The sequence below is a fragment of the Bacillus suaedaesalsae genome (genome assembly GCF_016890225.1).
In the GTDB taxonomy this organism is placed as follows: Bacteria; Bacillota; Bacilli; order Bacillales; family SA4; genus Bacillus_BS; species Bacillus_BS suaedaesalsae.
Genome location: NZ_JAFELM010000030.1, coordinates 62,554 through 88,214, shown reverse-complemented (window position 1 = coordinate 88,214; position 25,661 = coordinate 62,554). Strand labels below are relative to the sequence as shown.

General features: G+C 35.7%; 34 protein-coding genes, 2 pseudogenes and 1 other annotated feature. Of the genes and pseudogenes, 27 read left to right on the top strand and 9 right to left on the bottom strand.

The annotated features are described in order from the left end of the window. The first annotated feature begins 98 nt into the window (after positions 1 to 98). The 21 genes and pseudogenes from JR050_RS10925 (at position 99) to JR050_RS10830 (ending at position 15,028) form a co-directional block, all read left to right on the top strand. Entirely contained in the window at positions 99 to 1,103 is a 1,005-nt protein-coding gene (locus JR050_RS10925; protein WP_204203532.1) for a DUF3231 family protein, read from the top strand. Between the two features lie 178 nt (positions 1,104 to 1,281). Further along, positions 1,282 to 1,665 carry a DUF302 domain-containing protein gene (locus JR050_RS10920; RefSeq protein WP_204203531.1) on the top strand — a complete coding sequence of 128 codons (384 nt, stop codon included), beginning with the start codon at positions 1,282 to 1,284 and terminating at the stop codon, positions 1,663 to 1,665. Positions 1,666 to 1,814: 149 nt separating this feature from the next. Next, a complete protein-coding gene (locus JR050_RS10915) occupies positions 1,815 to 2,117 on the top strand; it encodes a rhodanese-like domain-containing protein (RefSeq protein WP_239454286.1) in 303 nt (100 codons plus the stop codon). Positions 2,118 to 2,167: 50 nt separating this feature from the next. Then, positions 2,168 to 2,428, top strand: a complete 261-nt coding sequence (locus tag JR050_RS10910) for a metal-sensitive transcriptional regulator (RefSeq protein WP_204203530.1) — start codon at positions 2,168 to 2,170, stop codon at positions 2,426 to 2,428. 81 nt (positions 2,429 to 2,509) lie between these two features. Then, the gene (locus JR050_RS10905) at positions 2,510 to 2,737 is read left to right on the top strand and encodes a sulfurtransferase TusA family protein (RefSeq protein ID WP_204203529.1); all 228 of its coding nucleotides are present in this window, start codon (positions 2,510 to 2,512) and stop codon (positions 2,735 to 2,737) included. 64 nt (positions 2,738 to 2,801) lie between these two features. Then, positions 2,802 to 3,281 (top strand): DsrE/DsrF/DrsH-like family protein, encoded by a 480-nt coding sequence (locus JR050_RS10900; RefSeq protein WP_204203528.1) that lies wholly within the window; start codon positions 2,802 to 2,804, stop codon positions 3,279 to 3,281. 30 nt (positions 3,282 to 3,311) lie between these two features. Beyond that, entirely contained in the window at positions 3,312 to 3,689 is a 378-nt protein-coding gene (locus JR050_RS10895) for a rhodanese-like domain-containing protein (RefSeq protein ID WP_204203527.1), read from the top strand. Next, entirely contained in the window at positions 3,686 to 3,982 is a 297-nt protein-coding gene (locus JR050_RS10890; RefSeq protein ID WP_204203526.1) for a rhodanese-like domain-containing protein, read from the top strand. The genes JR050_RS10895 and JR050_RS10890 overlap by 4 nt, the downstream gene beginning before the upstream one ends. A gap of 54 nt (positions 3,983 to 4,036) precedes the next feature. Further along, a complete protein-coding gene (locus tag JR050_RS10885) occupies positions 4,037 to 4,597 on the top strand; it encodes a sulfurtransferase TusA family protein (protein WP_204203525.1) in 561 nt (186 codons plus the stop codon). A 285-nt stretch (positions 4,598 to 4,882) separates the two neighbouring features. Continuing rightward, positions 4,883 to 6,032: pseudogene (locus JR050_RS10880) on the top strand (MBL fold metallo-hydrolase). Positions 6,033 to 6,060: 28 nt separating this feature from the next. Further along, positions 6,061 to 6,288, top strand: a complete 228-nt coding sequence (locus JR050_RS10875) for a sulfurtransferase TusA family protein (protein WP_204203523.1) — start codon at positions 6,061 to 6,063, stop codon at positions 6,286 to 6,288. A 51-nt stretch (positions 6,289 to 6,339) separates the two neighbouring features. Next, positions 6,340 to 7,116: a sulfite exporter TauE/SafE family protein gene (locus tag JR050_RS10870; protein ID WP_204203522.1), complete on the top strand. Its 777-nt coding sequence runs from the start codon at positions 6,340 to 6,342 to the stop codon at positions 7,114 to 7,116. 222 nt (positions 7,117 to 7,338) lie between these two features. After that, complete coding sequence (locus JR050_RS20540) at positions 7,339 to 7,461, top strand: hypothetical protein (protein ID WP_283244068.1); 123 nt, start codon at positions 7,339 to 7,341, stop codon at positions 7,459 to 7,461. 103 nt (positions 7,462 to 7,564) lie between these two features. Further along, positions 7,565 to 8,227 carry a hypothetical protein gene (locus tag JR050_RS10865; protein WP_204203521.1) on the top strand — a complete coding sequence of 221 codons (663 nt, stop codon included), beginning with the start codon at positions 7,565 to 7,567 and terminating at the stop codon, positions 8,225 to 8,227. Continuing rightward, complete coding sequence (locus JR050_RS10860; protein WP_204203520.1) at positions 8,211 to 8,789, top strand: peroxiredoxin family protein; 579 nt, start codon at positions 8,211 to 8,213, stop codon at positions 8,787 to 8,789. Before JR050_RS10865 ends, JR050_RS10860 begins: the two co-directional genes overlap by 17 nt. Before the next feature lie 106 nt (positions 8,790 to 8,895). Continuing rightward, positions 8,896 to 10,287: a bifunctional metallophosphatase/5'-nucleotidase gene (locus tag JR050_RS10855; protein ID WP_204203519.1), complete on the top strand. Its 1,392-nt coding sequence runs from the start codon at positions 8,896 to 8,898 to the stop codon at positions 10,285 to 10,287. Between the two features lie 34 nt (positions 10,288 to 10,321). Continuing rightward, positions 10,322 to 11,107, top strand: coding sequence for an SDR family oxidoreductase (locus JR050_RS10850; RefSeq protein ID WP_204203518.1), 786 nt, complete (start codon positions 10,322 to 10,324; stop codon positions 11,105 to 11,107). A 154-nt stretch (positions 11,108 to 11,261) separates the two neighbouring features. Further along, positions 11,262 to 11,657, top strand: coding sequence for a FixH family protein (locus JR050_RS10845; protein WP_204203517.1), 396 nt, complete (start codon positions 11,262 to 11,264; stop codon positions 11,655 to 11,657). A gap of 333 nt (positions 11,658 to 11,990) precedes the next feature. Beyond that, positions 11,991 to 13,736: a carbon starvation CstA family protein gene (locus JR050_RS10840; RefSeq protein WP_204203516.1), complete on the top strand. Its 1,746-nt coding sequence runs from the start codon at positions 11,991 to 11,993 to the stop codon at positions 13,734 to 13,736. A gap of 68 nt (positions 13,737 to 13,804) precedes the next feature. Beyond that, a complete protein-coding gene (locus JR050_RS10835; protein WP_204203515.1) occupies positions 13,805 to 14,068 on the top strand; it encodes a cory-CC-star protein in 264 nt (87 codons plus the stop codon). Positions 14,069 to 14,080: 12 nt separating this feature from the next. Continuing rightward, positions 14,081 to 15,028, top strand: coding sequence for an ArsA family ATPase (locus JR050_RS10830; RefSeq protein ID WP_204203514.1), 948 nt, complete (start codon positions 14,081 to 14,083; stop codon positions 15,026 to 15,028). Positions 15,029 to 15,154: 126 nt separating this feature from the next. Here the strand turns inward: JR050_RS10830 and JR050_RS10825 are convergent, their stop codons facing one another. The 7 genes from JR050_RS10825 to JR050_RS10795 form a co-directional block, all read right to left on the bottom strand. Further along, on the bottom strand, positions 15,155 to 15,391 hold the full coding sequence (locus JR050_RS10825; protein ID WP_204203513.1) for a YuzF family protein: 237 nt from the start codon (positions 15,389 to 15,391) through the stop codon (positions 15,155 to 15,157). A 98-nt stretch (positions 15,392 to 15,489) separates the two neighbouring features. Then, positions 15,490 to 15,681: a hypothetical protein gene (locus tag JR050_RS10820; RefSeq protein WP_204203512.1), complete on the bottom strand. Its 192-nt coding sequence runs from the start codon at positions 15,679 to 15,681 to the stop codon at positions 15,490 to 15,492. Between the two features lie 98 nt (positions 15,682 to 15,779). Next, positions 15,780 to 15,974: a hypothetical protein gene (locus tag JR050_RS10815; RefSeq protein WP_204203511.1), complete on the bottom strand. Its 195-nt coding sequence runs from the start codon at positions 15,972 to 15,974 to the stop codon at positions 15,780 to 15,782. Positions 15,975 to 16,492: 518 nt separating this feature from the next. Next, entirely contained in the window at positions 16,493 to 16,663 is a 171-nt protein-coding gene (locus JR050_RS10810) for a hypothetical protein (RefSeq protein ID WP_204203510.1), read from the bottom strand. A gap of 180 nt (positions 16,664 to 16,843) precedes the next feature. Then, complete coding sequence (locus JR050_RS10805; RefSeq protein WP_204203509.1) at positions 16,844 to 17,185, bottom strand: Mpo1-like protein; 342 nt, start codon at positions 17,183 to 17,185, stop codon at positions 16,844 to 16,846. A gap of 130 nt (positions 17,186 to 17,315) precedes the next feature. Beyond that, complete coding sequence (locus tag JR050_RS10800) at positions 17,316 to 17,555, bottom strand: hypothetical protein (protein WP_204203667.1); 240 nt, start codon at positions 17,553 to 17,555, stop codon at positions 17,316 to 17,318. A gap of 87 nt (positions 17,556 to 17,642) precedes the next feature. Beyond that, entirely contained in the window at positions 17,643 to 18,359 is a 717-nt protein-coding gene (locus JR050_RS10795) for a class I SAM-dependent methyltransferase (RefSeq protein ID WP_204203508.1), read from the bottom strand. A 318-nt stretch (positions 18,360 to 18,677) separates the two neighbouring features. Between JR050_RS10795 and JR050_RS10790 the strand changes: the two genes are divergently transcribed. The 5 genes and pseudogenes from JR050_RS10790 to JR050_RS10770 all read left to right on the top strand — a co-directional run bounded on the left by JR050_RS10790 (position 18,678) and on the right by JR050_RS10770 (position 22,083). After that, positions 18,678 to 18,767, top strand: coding sequence for a YjcZ family sporulation protein (locus tag JR050_RS10790; protein WP_204203507.1), 90 nt, complete (start codon positions 18,678 to 18,680; stop codon positions 18,765 to 18,767). Between the two features lie 119 nt (positions 18,768 to 18,886). After that, positions 18,887 to 18,964: pseudogene (locus tag JR050_RS20825) on the top strand (YjcZ family sporulation protein); the annotation flags it as partial. A 125-nt stretch (positions 18,965 to 19,089) separates the two neighbouring features. After that, complete coding sequence (locus tag JR050_RS10780) at positions 19,090 to 19,806, top strand: Type 1 glutamine amidotransferase-like domain-containing protein (RefSeq protein WP_204203505.1); 717 nt, start codon at positions 19,090 to 19,092, stop codon at positions 19,804 to 19,806. 332 nt (positions 19,807 to 20,138) lie between these two features. Further along, on the top strand, positions 20,139 to 20,717 hold the full coding sequence (locus JR050_RS10775) for an ArsR/SmtB family transcription factor (protein WP_204203504.1): 579 nt from the start codon (positions 20,139 to 20,141) through the stop codon (positions 20,715 to 20,717). A 10-nt stretch (positions 20,718 to 20,727) separates the two neighbouring features. Next, positions 20,728 to 22,083: an MFS transporter gene (locus JR050_RS10770; protein ID WP_204203503.1), complete on the top strand. Its 1,356-nt coding sequence runs from the start codon at positions 20,728 to 20,730 to the stop codon at positions 22,081 to 22,083. Between the two features lie 72 nt (positions 22,084 to 22,155). On the opposite strand, the gene JR050_RS10765 is transcribed toward JR050_RS10770, so the two are convergent. Both JR050_RS10765 and JR050_RS10760 read right to left on the bottom strand, forming a co-directional pair. Further along, entirely contained in the window at positions 22,156 to 22,998 is an 843-nt protein-coding gene (locus tag JR050_RS10765; RefSeq protein WP_204203502.1) for a DUF2785 domain-containing protein, read from the bottom strand. An 81-nt stretch (positions 22,999 to 23,079) separates the two neighbouring features. After that, the gene (locus tag JR050_RS10760) at positions 23,080 to 23,352 is read right to left on the bottom strand and encodes a hypothetical protein (RefSeq protein ID WP_204203501.1); all 273 of its coding nucleotides are present in this window, start codon (positions 23,350 to 23,352) and stop codon (positions 23,080 to 23,082) included. A 261-nt stretch (positions 23,353 to 23,613) separates the two neighbouring features. After that, positions 23,614 to 23,872 (top strand) — a binding site (T-box leader). Between the two features lie 138 nt (positions 23,873 to 24,010). On the opposite strand from JR050_RS10760, the gene metG reads away from it, so the two are divergent. Beyond that, complete coding sequence (gene metG / locus JR050_RS10755) at positions 24,011 to 25,639, top strand: methionine--tRNA ligase (RefSeq protein ID WP_204203500.1); 1,629 nt, start codon at positions 24,011 to 24,013, stop codon at positions 25,637 to 25,639. Positions 25,640 to 25,661: the final 22 nt, after the last annotated feature.

Below are 25,661 nucleotides of genomic sequence, written 5' to 3'. Positions count from 1 at the left end.
AACTTGAATTCAGACTTTTTATTTTGCATTAAGAGCATTATTTAACATATCAAGTTAATACTAGAACAAAGAAAAAAAGTAAAAAGGAGCATGTAAAAATGGAACATAATCCTAAGCTAGTTTCTTCTGAGGTAGCAGCCTTATGGGGGGCGTTTATGCAAAACTCAATGTCCTATTGTACATTGTCGCATTTCTCAAAAGTAAATGAAGATGCAGATATTACACCAATTATTCAACATGCACTGAATAATTGTAAGTTTGTTATTAAAGAGGTAACTAAAATATTTGACAAAGAAAATCATGCACTGCCAATTGGTTTTACGAAGGATGATGTTAATTTAGAAGCCGGTAGATTATATTCAGATTTATTTGGACTTCGGTATATAAAATACATGGCAGCAACTGGTACTGCAGCTGCAGCTGCGTTTTTGGAAGTCTTAGCGAGAAACGATGTAAGGGAATTATTTTCGAAAACATCACAAATGTTCATGCAACTTTATAACGATGCATGCGATTTATTATTAAAGAAAGGTGCTTTTATTCGTTCACCAACAATCCCACCTATGGAAAAGGCTGAGTACCTACAAGATGATTCTTTTCTATCAGGACTAATAGGAAGACATCGTCCGTTAACTGTAGTTGAGATGGCCCATATTTCAAAAAACACAGAAACCAATTCAATTGGCCGAACATTTATTGCGGGGTTTTCCCAAACAGCGCAATTACCTGAAGTAAGGAAATACATGGAAAGGGGAACTGAAATAGCAGCCAAACATGAAACTGTATTTAGAGATATATTAGTAAAAGATGGTGTACCTCTCCCAAGTTCATGGGATTCTACAATATCACAATCAATTGATGCTCCTTTTTCAGATAAATTAATGATGTTTCATACTGATAGTCTAAATGTTATAGGAGTTGCTGGCTATGGTGGTGCAATAGGTGCAAGTTTAAGAAAGGATTTAGGTGGCCATTATACCAGATTGATTGCAGAAATCATTCAGTATGCAGAAGATGGTGCAAAATTAATGATAAAGCATAGATGGTTGGAGCAACCTCCACAGAATGTCGATAGGGAAGCTTTAAGAAATAGAAGTACATAAAATTCAATTGGACGTTTTTACAAAAAACCATTTTCCACATTAGGGAAATGGGTTTTTGATATGTGCAATTAAATAAGCCTACCGAGGTTTTGCTAATTCCTTGGGGAGAATAGAATCTAATGGTTAGTTTTAAGTGATAATAAACTAGACAAATATAATGTAAGGGATGGTTAAGGTAATGTTTGATTACAATGTAACAACAAATAAAAATATTGTAGAAGCAATTGAAAGTATAGAAACTAGCTTAAAGGATGAAAAATTCAGTGTTTTATGGATGTTTGATATTAAACAAAAACTACAAGAAAAAGGGTTAGAATTTGAGAAAGAGTTTAAAGTGTTGGAGGTTTGTAATCCTAAAGAAGCACAAAGAGTATTAATGGAAAACGAAATGGCTGGCTATTTTCTTCCTTGTAAGATAGTGGTTTATGATCATGAAGGGAAAACGAAGATCGGGATGCCAAGACCGACAGCCTTAATAAGTTTATTGAATGATGAAAGGTTAAAAGCATTTACGAAGGATATTGAAGACAGGCTTATTAAATGTATTGATAATTGTATATAGCAAGCGCAACGGACCAATGAAATGTTGGTCTGTTTTATTTAATCCAAAAAAATTGTTTTAAAGTGTTGACGCAATACCCATTAGGGTATAATATAAGTCTTGTAGGTCAGTACAACATGTATACAAGAACCTATAAAGAGGTAACAATTATGTTATTAATAACAATACTAGCAGTAAGCATTATTGCTTTTGTTTTCTATAAAAGATATTATCCAGTTCGTGGGGTAGAATGTGGTACAATAAGCCCAACTGAACGATCTATAGAAATTGTAGATGTTAGAGATTATAATCAATCCTATAAAAATCCGATAGAAGGATCAAGAAATATACCAATGGCATATTTAAATAGATACTTTAATGAAATATCTAAGAAGAAGATTCATATTGTCGCAGCCAATCAATTGGACAAGAATATGAGTATTCGCTTCTTTAACAAAAAGGTTTTAACGTAATTAGTTATACATTAACTGATTGCATGGAAAAGTAAGGAAGGAGCATCTATATGGAATATAATGAACAAATTAAAAATAGAGTGAAACGAATGGAAGGTCAGCTAAGAGGTATTCTTAAAATGATGGAAGACGGTAAGGATTGTAAAGAAGTCATTACACAATTATCTGCCGTCAGGTCAGCAGTTGATCGAACAGTAGGTGTTATTGTTAGTTCAAACTTAGTAGAATGTGTGTTAGAGGCAGAGAAAAATGGCGGAAAAACTGACGATCTAATAAAAGAAGCTGTAAATTTATTAGTTCGCAGTAGATAAAAAATGATTGACAATCATTTTTTTGCTCTGTAATATACCCCTATGGGTAATTTTAAAATAAAACTTTGGAGGTTGAAATAAATGAATGGAGATAAAGTATTAGATGCAAAAGGATTAGCATGTCCAATGCCGATTGTTAACACAAAGAAAGCGATGAATGAATTACAATCAGGTCAGGTTCTAGAAATCCACGCAACAGATAAAGGGGCAAAAAATGATCTAGCTGCTTGGGCTAAATCTGGTGGTCATGAATTAGTGAAACATGAGGAAGAAAATGAAGTTTTAAAGTTTTGGATAAAAAAGGGATAATATTTTTTTGAAGAACGATATACCTATACAGGTATGAGTAATATAAAAACTAGGGGGAAAACAAATGTCAGAAAAAAAACGTACAACAATTATTTTATTTAGTGGTGAATATGATAAAGCGATGGCAGCTTACATTATTGCGAATGGTGCTGCAGCCTATGATCATGAGGTAACAATTTTCCATACGTTCTGGGGATTAAACGCACTTCGTAAGAATGAGCATGTGCCAGTTCAAAAAGGATTTATGGAAAAAATGTTTTCGAAAATGATGCCAAGAGGCGCAGATAAAATGGGTCTGTCAAATATGAATTTTGGTGGTATTGGTCCTAAATTAATTAAGGATATTATGAAGAAACATAATGCTATGCCATTACCACAGCTTATTGAAATGGCACAGGAACAAGATGTTAAATTAGTAGCATGTACGATGACAATGGACTTATTAGGTCTTCACCAAGATGAATTATTAGAAGGTATCGAGTATGCTGGTGTTGCTGCGTACTTAGCAGATGCACAAGAAGGTAATGTGAATTTATTTATCTAATAGATAAGTGTATTTTGGGAGGGAACTTTAATGGAATATGTAAATTACGTGCTTTTAGCTCTTGTAATGTTCTTTATCATAAGACGAATCCTTCCACCAAAAGGAATAAACAATATTACAACAGCTGAATTAAAAAATCAGCTCCATGATAAAAATAAACAATATATTGATGTAAGAACTCCAGCAGAGTTCAAGTCAAACAATATTAAAGGTTTTAACAATATTCCTCTTCATCAATTACCACAAAAATTAAATGATCTATCAAAAGATAGAGAAGTAATTGTTATTTGTCAAAGTGGTATGAGAAGTAGCAAAGCAAGTACGATTCTTAAAAAGAATGGATTTACGCAAGTAACAAATGTTAGAGGCGGAATGAGCGCCTGTACTGTTAGGAGGAATATACAATGAAAGAAATTAGCGTAAAAGAACTAGAAACATTATTAGATGAAGGCAAAGAAGTAAACTTAATTGATGTTCGTGAAGTAGATGAAGTAGCAACTGAGAAAATTCCAGGTGTAATCAATATTCCACTTGGTTTACTAGAATTCCGCATGCATGAATTAGATAAATCTAAAGTATATATTATGATCTGTCGTTCAGGTGGAAGAAGTGGCCGTGCTACTCAATTTTTAGAAAGTCAAGGTTACAATGTAATCAATATGACGGGTGGAATGCTTGCTTGGGAAGGCAAGGTTGAGTAATTTTTTTAGAGAAAATAATACCCTACAGAGTATTTAATAATTGGAGGTTATAAGATGAAAGCAAACGAAATTCTTGATGCAAAAGGGTTAGCATGCCCGATGCCGATTGTAAAAACAAAAAAAGCGATTAACAATTTAGAAGCCGGTCTAATATTAGAGGTTCAAGCGACAGATAAAGGTTCTAAAGCAGACATTAAAGCTTGGGCCGAAAGTACAGGTCATCAATATTTAGGAACTCTTGAAGAAGGAGATGTTCTTAAGCACTATATCCGAAAAGCGACTGGTGAAGAAAAAGAAGAAAGAAAGCATCCTCATATAGCTAGTAATGAAAATTTAGAAAAACGTATGGATAGCAATGATCAGATTGTTGTTCTAGATGTTCGAGAATCAGCAGAATATGCTTTTAATCACATACCAAATGCTATTTCTATTCCATTAGGTGAATTAGAAAATCGTATGAATGAATTAAATAAAGACGCTGAGATCTATGTGGTATGCCGTACTGGTAACAGAAGTGACATGGCTGCACAAACATTAACTGAGAAAGGTTTTACAAATGTCATTAACGTAGTTCCGGGTATGAGTTTGTGGACTGGTAACACAACGAGTATTTAATTGGTGATAGACATTAAAAAAGGACGTATTAATATCTGGAATCAACCATATAAGACAGTGTCCTTTAAAATTAGACTGTGTTAAAGTACAATTTTAATTTTTTGAATATGTTGATTGTAGTGGAAGGTACGAGACTCCTGCCGGAAGAGCGTGGGAAGGGAGACCCCAGAGGCGAAACGCCGAGGAGGCTCACTACCCCGCCCGCGGAAAGGGAGTACCTTCCACGGAAATCAACATCATTGTTTAACAGGGGCTAAAAAAGACAATATTTTTTTAAACTAAAATATACCTAAGGGGGTAAATGGGGATGACAGTAAAAGCAATGACTTCAAAAGAAGTAACAAGAAAGGTATTTGATAAAGAACCATTATTTATTTTAGACGTTAGAAACGAGAGTGATTTCGCTGATTGGAAAATTGAAGGTGAAAACTTTGACTACTTAAATATTCCTTATTTTGAATTACTTGATGGTGTGGAAGAAATTATGGATAAGATTCCAACCGATAAAGAAGTATTAGTCGCTTGTGCTAAGGAAGGGGCATCAGTAATGGTAGCAGAATTTTTATCAGAAGCTGGGCTATCTGTATCATACCTTGAGGGTGGAATGAAAGCATGGAGTGAACATTTAGAACCAGTTAAAATCGGTGACTTAAAAGACGGCGGAGAGTTATATCAATTCGTACGTATCGGTAAAGGTTGCTTATCTTATATGGTTGTTTCAAACGGAGAAGCCGCAATTATTGACTCTACACGTATGACGGATGTTTACCTAGATTTTGCAAATAGCATTAACGCAAAAATCACTCACGTATTTGATACACATCTTCATGGGGACCACATTTCTGGCGGAAGAGTAATTGCTGAAAAAAGTAATGCAAATTACTGGCTACCACCAAAGGATGCAACTGAAGTAACATTTGAATATCAAGCATTAGAAGGTGGTAATGAAGTTACAATCGGTAACACAGCAATCAACATTCACGCTTTATATTCACCAGGTCACACAATTGGGTCAACATCATTCGTAGTAGATGAAAAGTACCTATTATCAGGTGACATTTTATTCATCGATTCAATTGGAAGACCTGACTTAGCTGGTCTTGCAGAAGACTGGGTTGGTGACTTAAGAGAAAGCTTATACAAACGTTACAGAGAACTTTCTGAAGAATTAGTTGTTCTTCCAGCTCACTTTATGATCATTGAAGAATTAAACGAAGATGGAAGTGTGTCTGAAAAGCTAGGTACACTATTCGCTAAGAACCATGGATTAAATATTGAAGATGAAGAAGTATTTAGAAAGCTTGTAACTGAAAACCTACCACCACAACCAAATGCTTACCAAGAAATTCGTGAAACGAACATGGGTAAAATTAGCCCAGATCAAGATAAGCAACGTGAAATGGAAATCGGACCAAACCGTTGTGCGGTTCGTTAAACAATAAAATGTAGGAGGAATTATTACTATGGAATCAACAAAAGTATTAGATGCAAAAGGCCTTGCTTGTCCAATGCCCATCGTAAAAACGAAAAAAGCAATGAACGAACTTGAATCAGGTCAAATTTTAGAAATTCATGCAACTGATAAAGGCGCAAAAAATGACCTGGCTGCTTGGGCAAAGTCTGGCGGACATGAACTAATGAAGCATGAAGAAGAAAGTGATGTATTAAAGTTCTGGATTAAAAAAGGTTGATCATAAGGGAGCCATATTGGTTCCCTTTAGCTTCACATAAGGAGGACTCAAATGGATTTTGCATTTATTATAACCATTTTTCTAATTGGTTTTATCGGTTCATATATTTCGGGAATGCTAGGAATAGGCGGTTCTATTATTAAGTACCCAATGCTGCTTTATATTCCACCATTATTTGGTTTAGCAGCGTTTACAGCCCATGAAGTTTCAGGAATTAGTGCGATTCAGGTGTTTTTCGCGACAATCGGTGGAGTTTGGGCATACCGTAAAGGTGGCTACTTAAATAAGACTTTAATTATATATATGGGATCTGCGATTTTAATTGGTAGCTTCATAGGTGGATTTGGATCAAAGATGATGTCTGAAAGTGGCATTAATGTTATTTATGGTATTCTTGCATTAATTGCAGCTGTCATGATGTTTGTTCCGAAAAATAACGTTGATGATATTCCATTTGATCAAGTCAAGTTTAACAAATTGCTTGCTGCTGCATTAGCATTAATTGTTGGATTAGGCGCTGGAATTGTTGGGGCTGCTGGTGCATTTTTATTAGTTCCAATAATGCTCGTAGTATTAAAGATACCAACTAGAATGACGATCGCTTCTTCACTAGCCATTACGTTTATTTCTTCGATCGGTGCGACAGTTGGTAAAATTACTACAGGACAGATTGATTATGCTCCTGCGTTTATTATGATTGTTGCCAGTTTAATCGCTTCTCCACTTGGAGCAATGGCAGGTAAGAAAATAAATACAAAAGTATTACAAGTAATATTGGCTGTATTAATTGGTGGAACCGCAATCAAAATTTGGATGGATATTTTATAAGAGATAGATGACTTATGAAAGCAGAGATTGAGTGGACGAATAAGCGGAGGTGAAAAAATATGGTGAAAATCACACAAGCTGCAATCAATGCGGTTAAAGAAGAAGTGCAAGATATTATCAATGGGTAATAAGCCGATGATTCGTATGTCTATGGGCATTGGCTGAGGTAGGCCACAGTTACGACTGACTCTGGAGGAGTCAGCTTTACCAAATGATGATATTATGGAAGAAGAGGGTATTCAATTTTTAGTTCATGAACGTAATCGTATTTACTTTGATCGTGCGAAAATTGACTACACGAAAAGTTTATTCGGAGGCGGACAGTTTGTTGTTCTTCAAGTTTAGACAATGTTAGTTGGAATGTAGGAAAAAACCCTAAAGAGGCAATGGCCTCTTTTTCTTATAGAGTGGTAAAAGAAAAAAGTGTAATAGTAATGAGGGAGTAAGAATGGATATTATTCAAATAGGTTCAATGGCTGTTCTTTTAAAATGGATATTACTGGGGATAGCTGTATTATTGGGTGTAATTTACATAAAATTATGGAGGAGAGACGATAATGAATCTAAACCTTTATTAGAGTTATTAACGAATAGCCTAATTTTGGCATTCTTCGTTTGGAAGGGAAGTTTGTTTCTACTTGAACCAACTATCGTTCTGAAAAGTCCTCTTTCCTTGCTTTACTTCACAGGAGGAAATAATGGATTAATTATAGCAATCATTGCTTCTATCTTCTATTTTTTTAAAAAGGGAAGAATGTTGCGACTATCTTATCTAATACAAACGGCTTTCTTTTTCAGTTTCGTAGTACTGGGTGTGTACCATATCCTTTCGGCTATCTTAGTAGAAGAATTACGTTTATATCACACAATAATTGGGGCATATTCGTTACTAGTGATACTTTATAATCAATTAAGAAAATTTTTTGGCACAACTAGTGAAATATATACTACCACTATTCTATTTGGATTTTTAAATATTATTGCCTCATTTTACATTACTAAAAATGATCATTTATACTTATTCACATTCCAACAATGGTTTTACATTGCATTAATATTGGTTAGTTTAATTTATTGGAATAAGGAGCGAAAAAATGAAGAATCGTGTTAATATCATAGTCATTTTCGGCTTGATCGTGTTAATAGGTTGGGGGATTTTTGACTATGTCTCAACGTTAAATGAAACTGAGAAAATAAAACAGGAAGTTAGTAAAGAGGTCCTAGCAGAGAGTAATGTTGAAGTTGGTGTTCAGGAGGGAATGAAGGCTCCAGATTTTGAGTTGCAAACGTTGGATGGAACCAAAATTAAACTCTCGGAGATGGAAGGAAAGAAAGTGATTCTTAACTTTTGGGCGACCTGGTGTCCACCATGTAAAGCAGAAATGCCTCATATGCAGGAGTTTTATGAAGGTAATGAGGGCAAAAATTTGGAGGTTTTAGCTGTCAATTTAACGACTGCAGAAAAAAATACAGATCATATCGGTGAATTTATAAGTGACTATAAATTAACGTTTCCAATCCCACTTGATATTACTGGTGAAGTAGGGGATACGTATCAAGCATTTACAATTCCAACAAGTTATATCATTGATTCCGAAGGTATAATAAGACAAAAGATTATTGGACCGATGGATAAGGAAATGATGAATGAATTAATTAATAGTGTTAATTAGATTTGAAGGCATTCAGAGTTCTGGATGTCTTTTTTTCATCATTAAAAGAAGAAGGAGTTTTTTACTTTATTTAGAATTTATAGTTATTACCAATTTGGAGGGTTATATGAAACTTAAAATTATCCATACAAATGATTTACATAGTAACTATGAGCAATTCCAGAGAGCAGCGACACTCATCAAACAATTAAAAGACGAGACTACGATTTTGCTAGACGGAGGTGACTTTGCTGATTTTAAAAGCATTGAGCTTCAAGGTACGCGAGGGTTAGCGGCCATTGAATTACTAGAAAGTTTAGGCTATGATGCACTGACGATTGGGAATAATGAAATGTTTAATGGTGTAGACACTTTGGAATACATGGCCAAGACGAGCAAGGTACCGTTTATTAGTAGCAATCTATTGAAAAAGGACAAGTCAATTATTGAGGGAGTTGTATCAAGCACGATTATCGAGAAGGATGGATTACGAATTCTAATTACGGGTGCTTCTCCAAATATGGGTGAGTTTAATGACGGATTAGGTTTATTTATGAAGGCATTTAAAGAAACGATTTCTCATGAAATTAAAAGTAATAAAGGAAAATATGATATTTGTATCATCTTAAATCATGTAGGTACAGAAGTGGATGAAGAGCTTGCAATGGAACTTGAAGGAGTGCATGTCATTTTATCAGCACATGATCATAAGCTTTTTGAGCAAGCGAAGATTGTAAACGGTACAATTCTAAATAGTGCAGGTTGTTATGGTGAGTACGTTGGAGTATTAGAGCTTGAATATAAGGATGGAAAGGTAAAGCTACTAGATTCAAAGTCGATCGCTACAAAAAATTCGCAAGCAGATACTGAAGTTGTTTCGATATTGAAAGTAAATAAGGAAAAGGCAATAGAAGTATTAAGCAAGCCTTTATATGCAATCGACCAGCCACTCTGGCATGATGTTTTAGAAGAAAATCCGATTACGAATCTTATTGCAGACGGATTAAGAGATAAATTAAATTGTGATATAGGCTTAATAAATAGCGGAATTGTAAATGCCGGTATATTTGATTTTGTATCGAATAAAAAGTTGATAGAGGTTTGTCCATCCCCGCTAAATCCTACTTCTATTGAAGTACAAGGGAAAGCACTACGAGAGGCAATTGAAGCGTCTTTAGATGTACAGGTTTGCTTAGCCGATGGAAGAGGCCCAGGGTTTAGAGGGAAATACGTGGGGAGATTACATGTATCTGGAGCAACCATTATTCATGATGGGAAGAATGTAAAAGAGATAATGATTGGAGAAGACCCACTTGAGGATGAACGTTGGTATTCAGTTGCCACGTCAGATTACTTGCAACGTGGTTCAGGGTATGAATCACTTGCCACGAATCAAAACCCGATTTATTTAGCTGAAGAAATACGTGACGTAATTAGGCAATATGCTGCAGACCCTCTATTTATTGAAAAAGCAATGAAGAATAGATGGAAGAAAAAGAGCGGGGTTGCCATACAATAAAAATAGGTATAAAAAAACTAAAGAGGTGACGTTTATGGAACTAAATCTCCAAGGTAAGACAGCGTTAGTAGCAGCATCTTCTCAAGGTCTTGGAAAGGCAATTGCCGAGCAATTTGTAAGAGAAGGTATGAATGTTGTGATTTCGAGTAGAAATGAAGAGAAATTACGTAATGTGGCAGATCAGTTAAATAAAATCGGGCCAGGAAAAGTTGTTATTCAAGTGGCAGATCTTTCAAACTATGAAGATATTAAAGGGTTGGTAAACAAAGCAATTGAAGAGTTTGGTCAAATTGATGTTCTTGTTAATAATGCTGGAGGGCCTCCTACTGGTACGATTGAATCTATTACAGATGAACAATGGCAAGGTGCTTTTGAACTAAATCTATTAAGCTACATACGTCTCATTCGAGAGTCTTTACCTCATTTAAAGGAGCGTGGTGGCAGAATCATTAATATAGCCTCATCCTCTGTAAAAGAACCTATACCAGGATTGCTATTATCAAACACTTTCCGTACAGGGATTGTTGGGCTGGCTAAAACACTCGCACAGGAATTGGCACCATATAATATTTTAATTAATACAGTATCACCGGGAAGAATTTCAACCGAACGTATTGTGCAATTAGATAACATTACAGCGCAAAACAGTGGCTTAACTCGTGAAGAAGTGGAGAAGAAGGTGAAGGCAAACATTCCGCTGGGACGTTACGGTGAGCCAGAAGAATTTGCAAAGGTTGTAACTTTCTTAGTTTCGGAAGGAAATGGATATATGACAGGAAGTACATTTCTTGTTGATGGTGGATTGGTGAAATCGATATAGGTATGTATGGAGGAATGTGAGAGCATTTCTCCTTTTTTATTCAATAATTGTTCACAACATAATCAAGTCTTTCCATTATAATGATTTAGTAGAGTTATAAAGTATACGGTACTTGTCAACAATTGAAATCATAAATAGTGAAAAGAGGGTTACAATGAAAAAATTAAGTTTACTACTTTTATTCTTTGTAGTAATTTTTACAGGATGTTCGAAGGATAGTGAGGAGCATGGTGCTGGACATACAAATGTACCTGTTATGATTGATGTTGAAATTCAAATACCTGACAACGTAAAAGCAGGTGAAGAAGTTATGTTGACTGCACTAGTGACTCAAGGTGACGAAAAAGTAGAAGATGCAAGCGAAGTAGTTTTTGAGGTTAGAGCTTCTGGGCAAGATAAAGGTGAGATGATCAAAGCTTCCCACGAAGGAGACGGAGTATATTCGGTGAAAAGTACATTTGAGAATGAAGCTACATATATTGTAGTCGCTCACGTAACAGCAAGAGATATGCATAATATGCCAAGTAAAGAAGTAGTTGTAACAAAATAAAAAACGGTCTGTGCTAAAAAATGCACGGGCCGTTTTTCTATATCTCTTTTAATTCCTATTCTGATAAAATTCAATTCTGTTGTTCTATTTAATAAATATCCACCTGTTGAATTCCCCGAGATTTTAGTTGCTAATGAAGAGAAAATGGCAATGAATAAGCACCAAATTCCTTCCGAAATAGATTCTACAACTTTATCTAATAAGTGTTAATTTGAATCAAGAATATTTTACTAAAAATTCAGATAATAATATTGACATCGCTTACATAAATTAATACTATCATTATAGAAGTAGAATTTATTACCAGGTCATAAAATTTAAAGGGGGAAATCCATGAACAGTATTTGGTTAGCGATTATCGGCACTATTGTATTTGTATTAGGTTATCGTTATTATTCAAAGTTTGTGGCAGAAAAAATCTTTCGGTTAGATCCCAACTTTGTTACACCGGCACATGAATTTTCCGATGGAACCGATTTTGTTCCAACAAAGAAAACCGTATTATGGGGGCACCATTTTACATCAGTAGCTGGGGCTGCACCTATTGTAGGTCCTGCAATAGCTGTATATTGGGGATGGCTACCAGCGTTATTGTGGGTGGTTTTAGGAACAGTTTTTGCAGCTGGAGTGCATGACTTTGGTACACTAGTCTTATCTGTAAGAAACAAAGGTCAATCAGTAGGGACCTTAGCAGATAAGTTAATTGGAAAAAGAGCAAAGCTATTATTCTTATTCATCATTTTAATTTTAGTATTAATGGTAAATGCGGTGTTTGCTTGGGTTATTGCGAATCTATTTATTAAGTTCCCGGCAAGTGTTATCCCTGTATTCATTGAAATTCCACTAGCGATTTGGATTGGTTATGCCGTTTATAAGAAAAAGGGAGGAATGCTTCTTCCATCACTAGCTGCTCTTGCTATTATGTACGGATCAGCAATTGTAACAAGTTTAGTACCTGCACTACAGATTGATTTAGTAAGTTACTTTGGTGGTGCGGAGAATACGACGTTGTTTGGATTAAATGGAGTATCTATGGCATTCTTCGTATGGATTATCATTCTAATGGTTTACTGTTATATTGCATCTGTATTGCCGGTTTGGAAGCTGTTACAGCCGAGAGATTATATTAACTCTCACCAACTTGTAGTAGGACTTGGAATTATGTATCTTGGTTTATTTGTTTTACGTCCAGAAATCACGGCGCCAATGACGAATCTTGATGTTGCTGACAAATCATGGCTTCCGTTATTATTTATTACGATTGCTTGTGGAGCGATTTCAGGTTTCCATGGTCTAGTTTCATCAGGTACTTCATCAAAGCAATTAAATAAAGAAACAGATGCGCGTTTCGTTGGGTACTTAGGGGCAGTTGGAGAAGGCTTCCTAGCATTAATTTCAATTATTGCTTGTGTAACATTATTTGCAAATGCTGGTGAGTTTAAAGAAGCTTACAGCAGCTTTAGTGCTGCTAACAGTGGTGGGTTAGGAAACTTTATTAAAGGTGGAGCGCAATTAGCGACAGGTATTGGAATTCCAGCGGGTATTGCAGGAACCATTATATCTGTTATTGTTGTAAGTTTTGCTGCAACAACACTTGATTCATCTGTTCGTCTAATGAGATATATTATTGCAGAATTAGGCGAGGAATATAAAGTAAACGCATTATCAAAAACTCATGTAGCAACTTCAGTAGCTGTATTCTCAAGTGCAGCATTAGTTTTATTACCAAAAGGACCAAACGGCTTTGGATCAGGTGGATACTTACTCTGGCCATTATTCGGAACGTCGAATCAATTGCTAGCTGGTATAAGTTTATTACTCGTTTCGATTTGGTTAAAGCGCCTTGGCCGAAACTATTTAATAACCTTTATTCCGATGGTATTCATACTCGTGATGACAGTATGGGCAATGGCTCAACAAGTCATTTTCGAATGGTCAGGGTATGGGGCAACAGAGACGAATTTACTATTATTTATTTTCGGTAGTGTCATTTTGGTCTTTGCAATCTGGATCGTCCTCACTGCCTTTAAAGAACTTACGAAAAAGGATGACCCGACGAATATTAATACAACATTATAATCGAAAGTGGAACCTTTCATTAGGTTCCTTTTTCACTTTCATATTCCCTTAGAGAAGCAGGTGAAGAGGTGAAAGGTGTAGAAACACTCAAGAAACTCGTACAGTTATACGATGAAATACTATCTGTCCATCATCGTACAGAAATTTTGAGAGAGCTCAGAGATGAAGATGATTTATTTTTACTATTATGTATGTCAGAAACACTAGGACTATCGAATCCTGCCTTTTATTACACGCTCGAGTTATATCCATACATCTTAGAGAAGTTTCATGATTGGCATTTAAGGATGGGGATGGAAAAATCACCACTCACAGGAATTCGTTGTTGTTAGGGGGAGGAAGAGATGCTACTCGACAAAAGGATATTATTTGTAGGCGGTAAGGGTGGAGTAGGGAAATCTACAAGTGCTGCTGCAATTGCGTTGTTACACGCTAGGAACAAGAAGAAAACGTTATTAATTTCCACTGATCCTGCTCACAATATAGGAGATATTTTTCATAAGAAATTGAAAAATAAACCTACTAAAATAGTCGATTATTTAGATGCAATCGAAATAGATCCTGAAGCAGAATCGAAACAGTATATTCAAAGTGTTAAAGATAACATCCGGGGTGTTGTAAAGCCAACGATGAAGGATGAAGTAAACAGGCAAATTGATGCGGCTAGTTCTTCACCTGGTGCTGAGGAAGCAGCGCTATTTGATCGAATGGTATCCATTATTTTAGATGAAGGAGAGGCTTATGACACAATCATTTTTGACACTGCCCCAACCGGTCATACAATTCGTTTATTAACCCTTCCTGAATTAATGAGTGTTTGGATTAACGGAATGCTAGAGAGGCGAAAAAAGAGAAATGATAATTATACACAACTTTTAAATGATGGTGAACCGGTGGATGATCCTATTTTTCAAGTTTTACAAAGAAGAAAAGAGCGTTTTTCTAGCGTTCGAGAATACTTATTAGATCAACGGAAAACAGGGTATGTGTTCGTGTTAAATCCAGAAAGGTTACCAATATTAGAAACGGCAAGGGCGATTAAGGAATTAAATAAGCATGATATTGAAGTTAATACCATTATTATTAATAAAGTTCTTTCAGAAGATGTGGACGGTGAGTTTTGGAGAAAGCGAAAAGAAGTGGAAAAAGAATATGTTGTGCAAATTGAGGATGAATTCAATCGTCAAAGAAGACATTATATTCCACTTTTTGAAACAGATATTAGTTCGCTCGCTCTGCTTGAAGATTATGCTGATTATTTAAGTGACTCGGTAGCTGAAGTGGTTAAATAGCCACTACTTAAAAATAATTATATAGACTAGTGTCTAGCTCGAGCGACAAGCCTGCCTTAGGTCTAATAACACGAAGAAAAGAAAAGCTCAAGTGCCTGTGGCTTCCTAGGAACTTGAGCTTTTCTTTTAGTCTGGCATGATAGAAATAATCATTTGAAGTCGAATAAAAAATGTACTGTCTCCTGATTGAACGACGATGTGATCAGGCTTTGCGTCCATCACTCGTCCCCTAAGACTATCCCCAACAGTTTCAATTACGGCATTTTTTCCAATAAGAGATTGCGCAGCCTGAACGACAAAAGGCTCCATAATTGTATAAGATTGGATACTAGGCATTGCTGATGACTCTCGATAATAATACATAAAGTCGCCTCCTTTAAAACATCTCTATACAATATTCAGAGGACAAAAGGAGGGTGAAAAAACCTTAAGTGTTAAAACACTTAAGGCTACTTTCATGACTATTGAGATTCTAATGCACTAACAGCTTGATTACATTGTTGAAGAGCAGCTTCTACCGCATTTAATGTTTCTTCAATATCTGTGCGATTAGAATCCTTCTCAACTGTTTGAAGGGCATTTTGTAAACTTTCTCTTGCATTATCTAATGCAGATGCTGAATCTTGAACATAACCTCTTGCATTTTTTTGCATAAATGTCACTCCTATTATGTAGAATGTACTTGCTTTTTTAGAGTGAGCATTTTGCTTGAAAATATGTATGCGAAAAAAAGCCCCAATAGGGACTTTTTTTACCTAACTAATGCACGGTAGGTATGGATGATAAGTGGTACACTACATACAACAAATAAGATAAGGCCAATAATTTGAATAACACCTTTAAGAATTAATAAAATTTCTCCTAAAAATGTGAATCCAGGTACAGGAAACATCATAAAAATAACGCCAACAATAAAACCATAAAAGAATGTACGCTGTTTATCCATTGCAGTTCCCCCTAGCTTTTATAGGCTTATTCTATATGTATGAACGATAGTGGGAAAATAGTGGACAAATTTATAGGACGTTTACACTAAATTTTAGTGAGTGTTAGCTGACTGATATTGAAGCTTTTTATTCCAATGTCGCCCCCCCAGCCAATAGATGTAGTTGCTTATGAACAGAAGCACTGCAATGATATATAAATAGATATTGAATGGTGAACGAAGTCATTCCTAATGTAGGCCATAAAAACTTTACGAGTTCATTGAAATTCTGTGCTCCGTAATAACAACCACGTAAATAATTTGGGGGCAAGTTGGTCAATCAAAATCGTACCTGCCAGAAAACACTGGATCGAAAAAGCCTTTACAAATAACATTTAGTACACTTAGTAAGAAAAACAGGTTCGGATGCTGGACAAGTGCTAAACCGATAAACACCAATCCCTAAGTATAGATAGAGCTTAACAGGATGATCTTTCTGCCAAATCAAAATAACATCAATGACTCCAGTTACAGTCTCGCTAGCAGGCAACACCTACAATGATTCCAATTGCAGTAGAACTTAGTTCAGTCTGGTTGGAAAGATAGATTGCCAGGAACGGTAGACTCATAGACTTAGCAATACGAGATAAAAATGTTCCAATTAATAACGTATGAATGATCGGGTGCAATTGTTTTAGGATGAATGGCATATGAAAACCTCCTAGTATGAAGAATCAAAAAAGACCGGTCTCATATTTCTTAGCGAGATACAAGGCCGGCCCATAACGTATAGTATGAGGGTGGTAAGTAAGCCACGGTTTATCAGTCTAATAGACTTTTATTGTTTATAATTTAGAGAAAAATGTAAATATCTTTATTGGAAATGTTTTCTACATTTCAATTTTATCTTCCAAAGGCAAATGCATCAGTTCTTGATTTATCCTACGTGTGAGCATTAAGTAGTACATTTTAAAATCAGCCCGCAATGACCAAAATGGATGTCCAAACGTCGCAGGTTTATTTCCTTCAATAAAGAAATGACTAATCCACGCAAACGAATACGCAACAATTGGAGCTAAAAAAACATACCATACTACACCAGTGACCATAGCTATTACAAGAAAAATAAATACACATGATGTACCAACAAAATGCCAATTCCTTGTAGATTTCTTACTGTGCTGCTTAAGATAAAATGGCCAAAACTCCTCAAAACTTTTAAATGTTCTCATTTGGAAATATCCCCCTTTTTATAGATTGTATGAGAAAAATGTGGAAAATAATAGAAAAACTTTATCGAATTAACGCGATGGGGGACAGGCCCCCATCGCGTTAATTCGATAAAGTGATTTAGTTATGATCTTACCAAAAGAAAAGTCCTGCTAGAGCAATACCTGCAATTGCACCAAGTGCTAGAGAATATCCATAGCCCCTGTAGTAGCCCCCACCATAAAATCCATATCCAAAGCCGCCTCTTGGTCCATTTGATTCAATATATACACGATTTGGAGATACTCTTGTAATACGCCCAATATGTTCGCGCCCGTTGTGTTCACGAATTCTAACGACTTTTCCTTGATACTGACAGCATAATCCATACATATTTTGAGACAAGTTTCATTCCTCCTCTTTTCTAGTACGTAATAGAATATGAGGATAAGAATGGAGGAGATTGTACATTTGTCCATATTAGTTCTTTTTACAAATAAATACACGAAAACCCAATTTCTCTTTATATTTGAGAGTTAATGCTTCATGATTTTCTAACTTGTTAAATAGTTTAGGTTCAATGTCTTCACTCATATCAAACTCTGAAAAATCTTCTTCAAGATTAACGAAATGTTCTTCGGAAACATGAATAGTTTGTATCTCTTGGAAACCAGCGCTTCTAAATTGTTCCTCCCATTGTTGTTCATTTAATAATTGTTTTATTCCATAAAATTGGATTAACTCTTTTTTCTCGTTTTCATCAAATGGATGAATTTCTGTCATTTCAATGAGGATTAATGACCCACCATTTCTTAATACGCGATAATATTCGGGAATAGTCTTATTTATATTAGTGAAAACAGTTACTGATTCCGAAAGTACAATATCAAACATTTGAGCTTTATAAGGGATTTTTTCAACATTCGCTTCCAAAATAGTAACAGGATACTTGTGTTGATTTAGCCTTTTTGTTGCTTTTTGAATCATGGTTGGATGGGCATCTATAGCATGTAAACTACAAGGATAATTGGAAATAATAAAGCCGGTTGTTTGCCCAGTTCCACAGCCAACTTCTAATATACAGGTATCCTCACTAATTTGAAGCTCCTCAAAAATAGCTCGTGTTAACGCTAATCCTCCTGGATGTGCACCACCGATACCTAATAAAGCTAATAAATCAGTATATGAATATGACATTTGATAGCTCCTTTGCTTTTGTTAATGGCTGTTTTCGCAGAGTTTATTGTTTAACGGACAAGTCTATAAACACGGAGTTTATGAATGTTTTGGAGAATCTTTTTGTTAAGGCTAAAAACCTTCATGATTATATAAAGAAGCCCCTAAATTAGATTAATAGAAACAACGTTTACGAAAAGAACCTTAGTAATAGAGAATATGCATGAATCTTTCTAATTGCCAATGTGCTCTAAAATGAGATGAAGTAGGTATTTGCCCTTCCATTATGAGTACTTGATGAATAGTCTAGTTTTGAAAGGCGATTAAGGAGGTGTAACCATGAGCGGAGGTTATTCTAATGGATTTGCGTTAATCGTTGTGTTGTTCATCCTATTAATTATTGTAGGATCTGCATATGTTGGATACTAATATTCATTCGTGAATAAAAAATGGCAAGAGAAAGAAGAAAGTAAAAATAAAAGAGGAGATGACGTTTTATGAACTACGGACATTGTGGTTACCCAAGTTATGGCTACACATCACCGGTTTCAGGTGGAGGTAATGGATTTGTACTAATAGTAGTACTATTCATCCTTCTAATCATCGTTGGAGCAGCATGGTGCTAATAACAGTTTAACGCTTTAAAGGAGTGGGGGCCTGTCCCCCACTCCTTTAAAGTGTAAAAGTGATTCTATTCCATTAATTTAGAAATGTTGTAAAATATAGGAAAACAGTGTTGGGAGAGATTGTGATGGAGAGTTGTATAAAGAGGCAGATTTTTGCAATGGGTGGTGGAGGGTTTTCGATGGAACCTGATAACCCATTATTAGATCGGTATATTTTGAGTCTTGTAAATAAAGAGAGACCGAGAATTTGTTTTGTTCCGACGGCTACCGGTGATGCAGACGGGTACATAAATCGGTTTTATCAGTTTTTTGGAAAGGAAGAGTGCGATCCGTTTCATTTATCGGTCTATAAATTGCCGGATGAAAATCTAGAAAACTATGTGTTAAGCATGGATATTATCTATGTAGGAGGAGGAAATACGAAAAATCTTCTAGCTCTTTGGCGCGAATGGGGTCTTGATGAAATGATGAAAAAGGCTTATAAAGCAGGCGTTATACTCACAGGACTGAGTGCAGGTTCTATTTGCTGGTTTGAAGAAGGTCTAACAGACTCTTATCCCGGGAGTTTAAGAGAACTAACATGTCTGGGAATACTTAAAGGAAGTAATGCTCCTCATTATGATGGTGAAATCGATAGACGACCAAGGTACCATCAATTAATGTTGAACAATAGAATTATAGACGGAATTGGCGTAGATGACGGTGTAGGAGTTCATTTTGTAAACGAAAACATATTCAAAATTGTAAGCTCTAGACCAAATGCAAGAGCCTATGATGTGAGAAAAATAGGAAATCAAATTGTTGAAACTCCACTTCAAGTAGAGTATCTGGGAATAAAGTAATGATAGGTTTAGCTGTTTTCGCATTGTTTGATGTCTATATAAAAAGTCTATAGACACGGGTTTCAAAAGGCATCTTTTCATCTCAGCTATGAATGTTTAATCATTGTTGTTCTAATATATATGTACGAAATTGATTAATAGAAACAATGTGATACGTAGATCTACATAGTTTAAACCGTTCTAATTTCAAGAACGGTTTTTTCTTATTGTTAAATTGTAAATTTTTACAGAAAATAGTTGTAAAATTTTCCATAAGGTAATATAATCAAGGAAAATAGACCATTCAAATTTTCCTGAATGATAAAGAAAGTTTGAACAAAGAGGTGAGTAGGATGGAACAGCTTAACTATTATGAAGTAACAACCTTTGAACAAGCCAAAGTACTTTCTAACGATTTAAGAATGAAAATACTAAGCTTGTTCCATGATGATAAATCGAGAACCGCAAAGCAAATAGCAGACCAACTTGAAATGTCTGCCTCAAAGGTGCATTACCATGTTCGAGAGTTAGTTAAAGTTGGATTATTAGTCTTAACGGAAACGAGAGAGAATGCAGGGATTGTAGAGAAATATTATTTGCCAATTGCAAAAGACATACGAATTCGTCTTTCACGCATAGAAGGTGAAGGAATTCATTTACTACACGAGCAAAGTCAAATTATTAACAATACGTTGAAAGAGTTTAAAATTAGCTTTTTAAAGGCGTTTGAACATGCTCATAATGATCAGAATAACTCACGACCATTATTTTTTCAGATGAGTAAGTACATGTCTGAAGAAGAGAGAGTTGAATTATATCGTGAACTGAAAGAATTAAGCGAGAAATGGAATAATCGTCTTTCGAACTCTTGCAAAGACCCAGAAAAAAAGGAACTCGGTTTGCTCGTATCTTTATATGAAGTTATAGAGTAGGAGGAGTGACATGGCTAAGCAAAGCTTTAAAACATTTTCTATTTTATGGTTCGGACAGTTAGCATCGGTTGTTGGATCAGGGCTAACTGGATTTGCATTAGGTGTTTGGGTATTCCAAGAAACGGGTTCTGTAACGCTGTTTTCTTTTATCATTATGGCTGCTGTTGTACCAGGGGTATTGGCTGCACCGTTTGCAGGGTATGTAGTCGATAAGTGGAAACGAAAGTACATTATGATCATTGCGGATGTGATCGCTGGAATAAGCACACTTGTTATATTGCTTTTATTAATGTTCGATGTCTTGGAGGTTTGGCATATCTTTTTAACTTCTGCAATTGCTTCCTTCAGCAGCTCGTTTCAGCTTCCAGCCTATCAATCGACCGTTGCGTTATTAGTTCCAAAAAAGCAGTTAGGAAGAGCAAATGGCATGGTTCAAATGGCGGATTCATTATCAATGCTCATTGCACCCATATCTGCCGGGTTATTACTTGGAATTATAGGATTAGAAGGCATAATAATGCTCGATTTATTTACGTTTATTATTGCTGTTGGAACATTAATAGTTATTAAGTTCCCTGAGTTAGCAAAAGAAACTACCGCAATAAAATCAAAATTTGTAAAGGAAGCGTTAAAAGGGTGGACTTATATAAAAGAGCGCCCGGCCTTAGTAGGGTTATTATTTTACTTTGCTTTTGTCAATTTTTTATTAGGGTACTTGAATGTGTTAATTCAGCCGTTGATCTTAATGTTAAGTGATGAAAAGGCTTTAGGAATAGTCATTTCGATTAGTGGTGGAGGAATGTTATTAGGAGGAGTGCTTTTAAGTATTTGGGGTGGCATGAAGGATAAAATGAAACAATTTTTATTGTTCGGTATGCTGAGTGCTATCGGGCTAAGTATTATGGGCTTATCGTCTTCAATTGTTGTGATTACAATCGGGATGTTCATCACACTAGCACTTATCCCATTCGGAAATGCGGCAGTGCAAGAAATCTGGCAACGAAAAGTGCATGCAAATGTACAAGGAAGAGTATTTGCACTAAGAAGAATGGTAGGGTTATCGTTGTCTCCAATCGCTTATTTGACAGCTGGACCCGTAACAGAGAAAATTTTCAGTCCATTAATGAGTGAAAACGGGCTTCTTTCTACTAACCTTGGTTTAATTTTAGGTGTAGGAGAGGGAAGGGGAATTGGACTTCTTTTCTTCACACTAGGAATCCTTTGGCTAATCACTGGAGTAGCTTACTACGCACACCCAAGAATAAGACGCCTTGACCACGAACTACCAGACGCAATTGATGCGCCTGAACTAGCAGAGACCAATAATCCAGTACTTGAACAAAAAGTTGTTTCAGTAAAAGGATAGTACACTTTAACACATTAACGCATTGGGGGCCTGTCCCCCGATGCGTTAATGTGTTAAAGTGAAACTTGTGGTTCAATTGTGATAATAAGGTTTAGTTAATTCATATATGTATTTTTCCACTGTAGCTAGAATATTTGGAGACAATTCTAACTTATTTAGTCGGAAGTACAGTGCTGTTAAAAACTGCTTCCAATTAATAGTTTGGTTGAATCCTAAATCTGAAGGTAGTGTTCTGTATTCATCCACAACCTTGATTTGAATTTCATGGATTAGGCTAAGAATTGTGTCGTTATCAAGGCTTGGTAGAATCGTGACTGCAGCGGTTACTAAGCGTTCGGATTCGTCACTTTGATAAACAGTAGCTTGATAGATCGCCTTTGTTAATACTACTTTGAATAACTTTACAAAATCGTCATATGAAAGTTGTGAATGCTTTGCTAGTTCATCAATGGCATCGGCTACATGAGCAACACTATGTGCCCATCCCTTATCATGGACGTAGCCTCTCACATCACACTCACTCTCTGTATATTTAATGAGAGCATCTTTAATTTTTATTATGGTAGATGCATCTAAAAAAGAATGTGTTAAATTATGATGAAGAATAACAGCAATTACAAGACTAGAGAAAGATCTTGTGAAAACAGTGTCGTTTTCTGCGGAGCCTACTTCATAAAATAAGTAATCCTTGCTAAGGACAGTGTCAAGCGTTGCTTTCAACTGTTCAACGGTAAAAATTCCTTTAGTAATAGAAAAGAAGAATGTACGATAAATAAGCTTATCTCGCAATTCACTATCTGGAGTTCCGATATATTCTAACATAGCTTTTAAAACCGTGTGACTTTGTTCCTTTTCTATATCTTTATTATTCTGAACCAAGTTTGATAAGTACATTTTGAGTTGTTGGTCATTCATGATATACGCCTCCCTTATTACCACAATATTACAGTTTGTTAAGAGAGAATACTAGAGTTTAATACGAATATATCAAACGATTTAACTAATATCAGCTTGATTCACTATTTCCTCTTGTAACGATTGAACTAGTGACTGTTCGAAACTTGAGGAATATAGCCCCTTTATATCGAGGAAGTTCTCTGTTTTCATACAATAATGCAACAATTCATTAATGACAACCTGATCTTCATCGTTTTTAAAAGTACACTGAAATAACGAATAAGGTATAGGATCATCATTACTCATGTACGTTATTGTTACGGTGTTACCATCCTCTTCAACATTTACTATTTTATAAGGTTTATGAATCATACTCTCATCTCCTTTTGTACTATTATTTCCAAAAGATAGAATGTGAATACTTTACAATGTGCGAGGAATTATTATGTTGATAAATTAGAAGATTGGTAGTTAGAGGATGTTATAATCTCCATCTCAATAATCGACATTTCTCGGGAAATATTATCGAAATATGAGTATTTATACTAGTTCCATGCTTATGAAATAGGACTGACTGTTAATCAGAAAAAATAAAAAGGTATTGATTTTGCGTGAGGTTTCTGACAAAATGTTGAAAAAGCGATGATGAGAAAAGTATAATATGATGGATCTTTTACAGAGAGCTTCGGTAGCTGAAAAGAAGCAAAGAAACGCATGTTAGAAAATGGTCTTTGAGCTGCACACCGAGTCCCAAAGGGAGGTAGGCTGTGACGGGAGTTGGCATCCGTTAACATTGCCACGGTATCGAACACAATAGTTCCGTACCTGCTGAGGCTAATAGTGCAAGCTATTAGTAAATAAAGGTGGTAACGCGGTGAAACCCGTCCTTTAACATTAATGTGTTAAAGGGCGGGTTTTTTATTTTCAACGGGAAGGAGAATACAGAAAAATGACATTTTAGCACTTTAGTGAAGTGGGAGACTGGCCCCCGATACGTTAATGCGATAAAGCGAATAGGAGGAGATTTAGTATGGGTATTTTTATTGGAGGAGCGTGGCCATATGCGAATGGTTCACTTCACGTTGGTCATATTTCAAGTTTGTTACCAGGGGATATTATAGCTCGATATTTGCGTTTGAAAGGCGAGAATGTGTTATATGTATCTGGTAGTGATTGTAATGGAACACCCATTGCGCTGCGGGCGAGGCAAGAGGGAAAGGCAGTTGAGGAGATAACCAATCGATATCATGAAGAGTTCGAGGTTTGTTTTCGTAAACTAGGTTTCTCTTTTGATTACTACTCAAGAACGGACCAAATTGAGCACCATCATGTTGTTCAGACTGTGTTTTTGGAGCTTTTTAAGAAAGGTTATATTTATTCAAGAAATGTGGAACAGTCATATTGTGATTGTTGTGAACAGTTTTTGCCTGATCGGTATGTTGAAGGAGTTTGTCCTGTCTGTCACAAAGATGCAAGGGGAGATCAGTGTGATCATTGTTCAACGATACTTGATCCGTTAGATTTGATAAATCGATCGTGTAAGCTTTGTGGTTCTAGTCCGTCAGTACGGGAGACACAGCACTTATATTTTCGTTTATCATCGTTCCAACACCAACTTCAACATTTAGTAGATATTGCTGAAACAAGTAATGCATGGAGAGAAAATGCCATTCATTTATCTAATAGATACATTAGAGAAGGTTTACATGATCGAGCAGTAACGAGGGATTTACCAATTGGCGTTCAAGTTCCAGTAGGAGGATACGAAGATAAAAAGATTTATGTATGGATTGAAGCAGTTGCAGGTTACTTATCTGCTTCCAAACAGTGGAGTGAAAAATTTGATGAGAAACTAGATTCATTTTGGAATGTGGAAGGTAAGGCTTACTATGTTCACGGTAAGGACAACATTCCTTTCCATACAATTATTTGGCCGGCAATACTTCAAGGAATAGGAGAACATAGATTACCAACTCATATTATTTCAAATGAATATTTGACAATTGAGAGGAAGAAAATCTCAACAAGTAAAAATTTTGCAGTATGGATTCCAGAGCTGTTAGAGAATTTCCATCCGGATTCAATTCGTTATTTTTTAACAATCAATGCACCCGAAAAAAAAGATGCTGATTTCTCATGGCGAGAATTTGTTTATTCTAACAATAGTGAACTACTAGGTGCATTTGGAAACTTCGTCAATCGAACGCTAAAGTTTATCAATAATGTATTCGACGGATCTATACCAGTTGGTCATATTGATGATATTCAGAGAAGTAGAATTGAAAAGTTGTATGACACAGTTGGTGAAAAAATTGAACGCGGAGATTGCAAAAACGCGCTTCAAGAGGTGTTTGAATTCATACGTGAATCCAACAGATACTTTGATCAACGACAACCATGGATTACGATAAATACGGATAGAAATCAGTGTGAGCAAACTCTTTATTCCTGTCTACAAATCATCGCCAACTTATCAAATTTACTATCTCCTTTTTTACCATTTACTGCAGAAACAATAAAAGGGTTCCTTCAACTGAAAGAGAACACAAGTTGGAACTATATAGAAACAACTTCCACGACTATTGGAGACGTGGAAGTACTGTTTGAAAGAATAGACCCATCTATTATCGATTCAGAACGAAAGAAGCTTGCATTATAAAATAGACTTTACCACTTTAACG

Coding starts and splice junctions, on each gene's coding strand:
- JR050_RS10905 (WP_204203529.1), top strand. CDS start 2,510: ATGAATGGAGATAAAGTATTAGATGCAAAAGGATTAGCATGTCCAATG.
- JR050_RS10845 (WP_204203517.1), top strand. CDS start 11,262: ATGAAAAAATTAAGTTTACTACTTTTATTCTTTGTAGTAATTTTTACA.
- metG (WP_204203500.1), top strand. CDS start 24,011: ATGGGTATTTTTATTGGAGGAGCGTGGCCATATGCGAATGGTTCACTT.
- JR050_RS10805 (WP_204203509.1), bottom strand. CDS start 17,185: ATGAGAACATTTAAAAGTTTTGAGGAGTTTTGGCCATTTTATCTTAAG.
- JR050_RS10840 (WP_204203516.1), top strand. CDS start 11,991: ATGAACAGTATTTGGTTAGCGATTATCGGCACTATTGTATTTGTATTA.
- JR050_RS10795 (WP_204203508.1), bottom strand. CDS start 18,359: ATGTCATATTCATATACTGATTTATTAGCTTTATTAGGTATCGGTGGT.
- JR050_RS10800 (WP_204203667.1), bottom strand. CDS start 17,555: ATGTATGGATTATGCTGTCAGTATCAAGGAAAAGTCGTTAGAATTCGT.
- JR050_RS10760 (WP_204203501.1), bottom strand. CDS start 23,352: ATGATTCATAAACCTTATAAAATAGTAAATGTTGAAGAGGATGGTAAC.
- JR050_RS10780 (WP_204203505.1), top strand. CDS start 19,090: ATGGAGAGTTGTATAAAGAGGCAGATTTTTGCAATGGGTGGTGGAGGG.
- JR050_RS10890 (WP_204203526.1), top strand. CDS start 3,686: ATGAAAGAAATTAGCGTAAAAGAACTAGAAACATTATTAGATGAAGGC.
- JR050_RS10810 (WP_204203510.1), bottom strand. CDS start 16,663: ATGCCATTCATCCTAAAACAATTGCACCCGATCATTCATACGTTATTA.
- JR050_RS10860 (WP_204203520.1), top strand. CDS start 8,211: ATGAAGAATCGTGTTAATATCATAGTCATTTTCGGCTTGATCGTGTTA.
- JR050_RS10865 (WP_204203521.1), top strand. CDS start 7,565: ATGGATATTATTCAAATAGGTTCAATGGCTGTTCTTTTAAAATGGATA.
- JR050_RS10855 (WP_204203519.1), top strand. CDS start 8,896: ATGAAACTTAAAATTATCCATACAAATGATTTACATAGTAACTATGAG.
- JR050_RS10790 (WP_204203507.1), top strand. CDS start 18,678: ATGAGCGGAGGTTATTCTAATGGATTTGCGTTAATCGTTGTGTTGTTC.
- JR050_RS10815 (WP_204203511.1), bottom strand. CDS start 15,974: ATGGATAAACAGCGTACATTCTTTTATGGTTTTATTGTTGGCGTTATT.
- JR050_RS10915 (WP_239454286.1), top strand. CDS start 1,815: ATGTTATTAATAACAATACTAGCAGTAAGCATTATTGCTTTTGTTTTC.
- JR050_RS10885 (WP_204203525.1), top strand. CDS start 4,037: ATGAAAGCAAACGAAATTCTTGATGCAAAAGGGTTAGCATGCCCGATG.
- JR050_RS10925 (WP_204203532.1), top strand. CDS start 99: ATGGAACATAATCCTAAGCTAGTTTCTTCTGAGGTAGCAGCCTTATGG.
- JR050_RS10895 (WP_204203527.1), top strand. CDS start 3,312: ATGGAATATGTAAATTACGTGCTTTTAGCTCTTGTAATGTTCTTTATC.
- JR050_RS10900 (WP_204203528.1), top strand. CDS start 2,802: ATGTCAGAAAAAAAACGTACAACAATTATTTTATTTAGTGGTGAATAT.
- JR050_RS10920 (WP_204203531.1), top strand. CDS start 1,282: ATGTTTGATTACAATGTAACAACAAATAAAAATATTGTAGAAGCAATT.
- JR050_RS10825 (WP_204203513.1), bottom strand. CDS start 15,391: ATGTATTATTATCGAGAGTCATCAGCAATGCCTAGTATCCAATCTTAT.
- JR050_RS10775 (WP_204203504.1), top strand. CDS start 20,139: ATGGAACAGCTTAACTATTATGAAGTAACAACCTTTGAACAAGCCAAA.
- JR050_RS10820 (WP_204203512.1), bottom strand. CDS start 15,681: ATGCAAAAAAATGCAAGAGGTTATGTTCAAGATTCAGCATCTGCATTA.
- JR050_RS10870 (WP_204203522.1), top strand. CDS start 6,340: ATGGATTTTGCATTTATTATAACCATTTTTCTAATTGGTTTTATCGGT.
- JR050_RS10765 (WP_204203502.1), bottom strand. CDS start 22,998: ATGAATGACCAACAACTCAAAATGTACTTATCAAACTTGGTTCAGAAT.
- JR050_RS10875 (WP_204203523.1), top strand. CDS start 6,061: ATGGAATCAACAAAAGTATTAGATGCAAAAGGCCTTGCTTGTCCAATG.
- JR050_RS10910 (WP_204203530.1), top strand. CDS start 2,168: ATGGAATATAATGAACAAATTAAAAATAGAGTGAAACGAATGGAAGGT.
- JR050_RS10850 (WP_204203518.1), top strand. CDS start 10,322: ATGGAACTAAATCTCCAAGGTAAGACAGCGTTAGTAGCAGCATCTTCT.
- JR050_RS10830 (WP_204203514.1), top strand. CDS start 14,081: ATGCTACTCGACAAAAGGATATTATTTGTAGGCGGTAAGGGTGGAGTA.
- JR050_RS20540 (WP_283244068.1), top strand. CDS start 7,339: ATGGAAGAAGAGGGTATTCAATTTTTAGTTCATGAACGTAATCGTATT.
- JR050_RS10770 (WP_204203503.1), top strand. CDS start 20,728: ATGGCTAAGCAAAGCTTTAAAACATTTTCTATTTTATGGTTCGGACAG.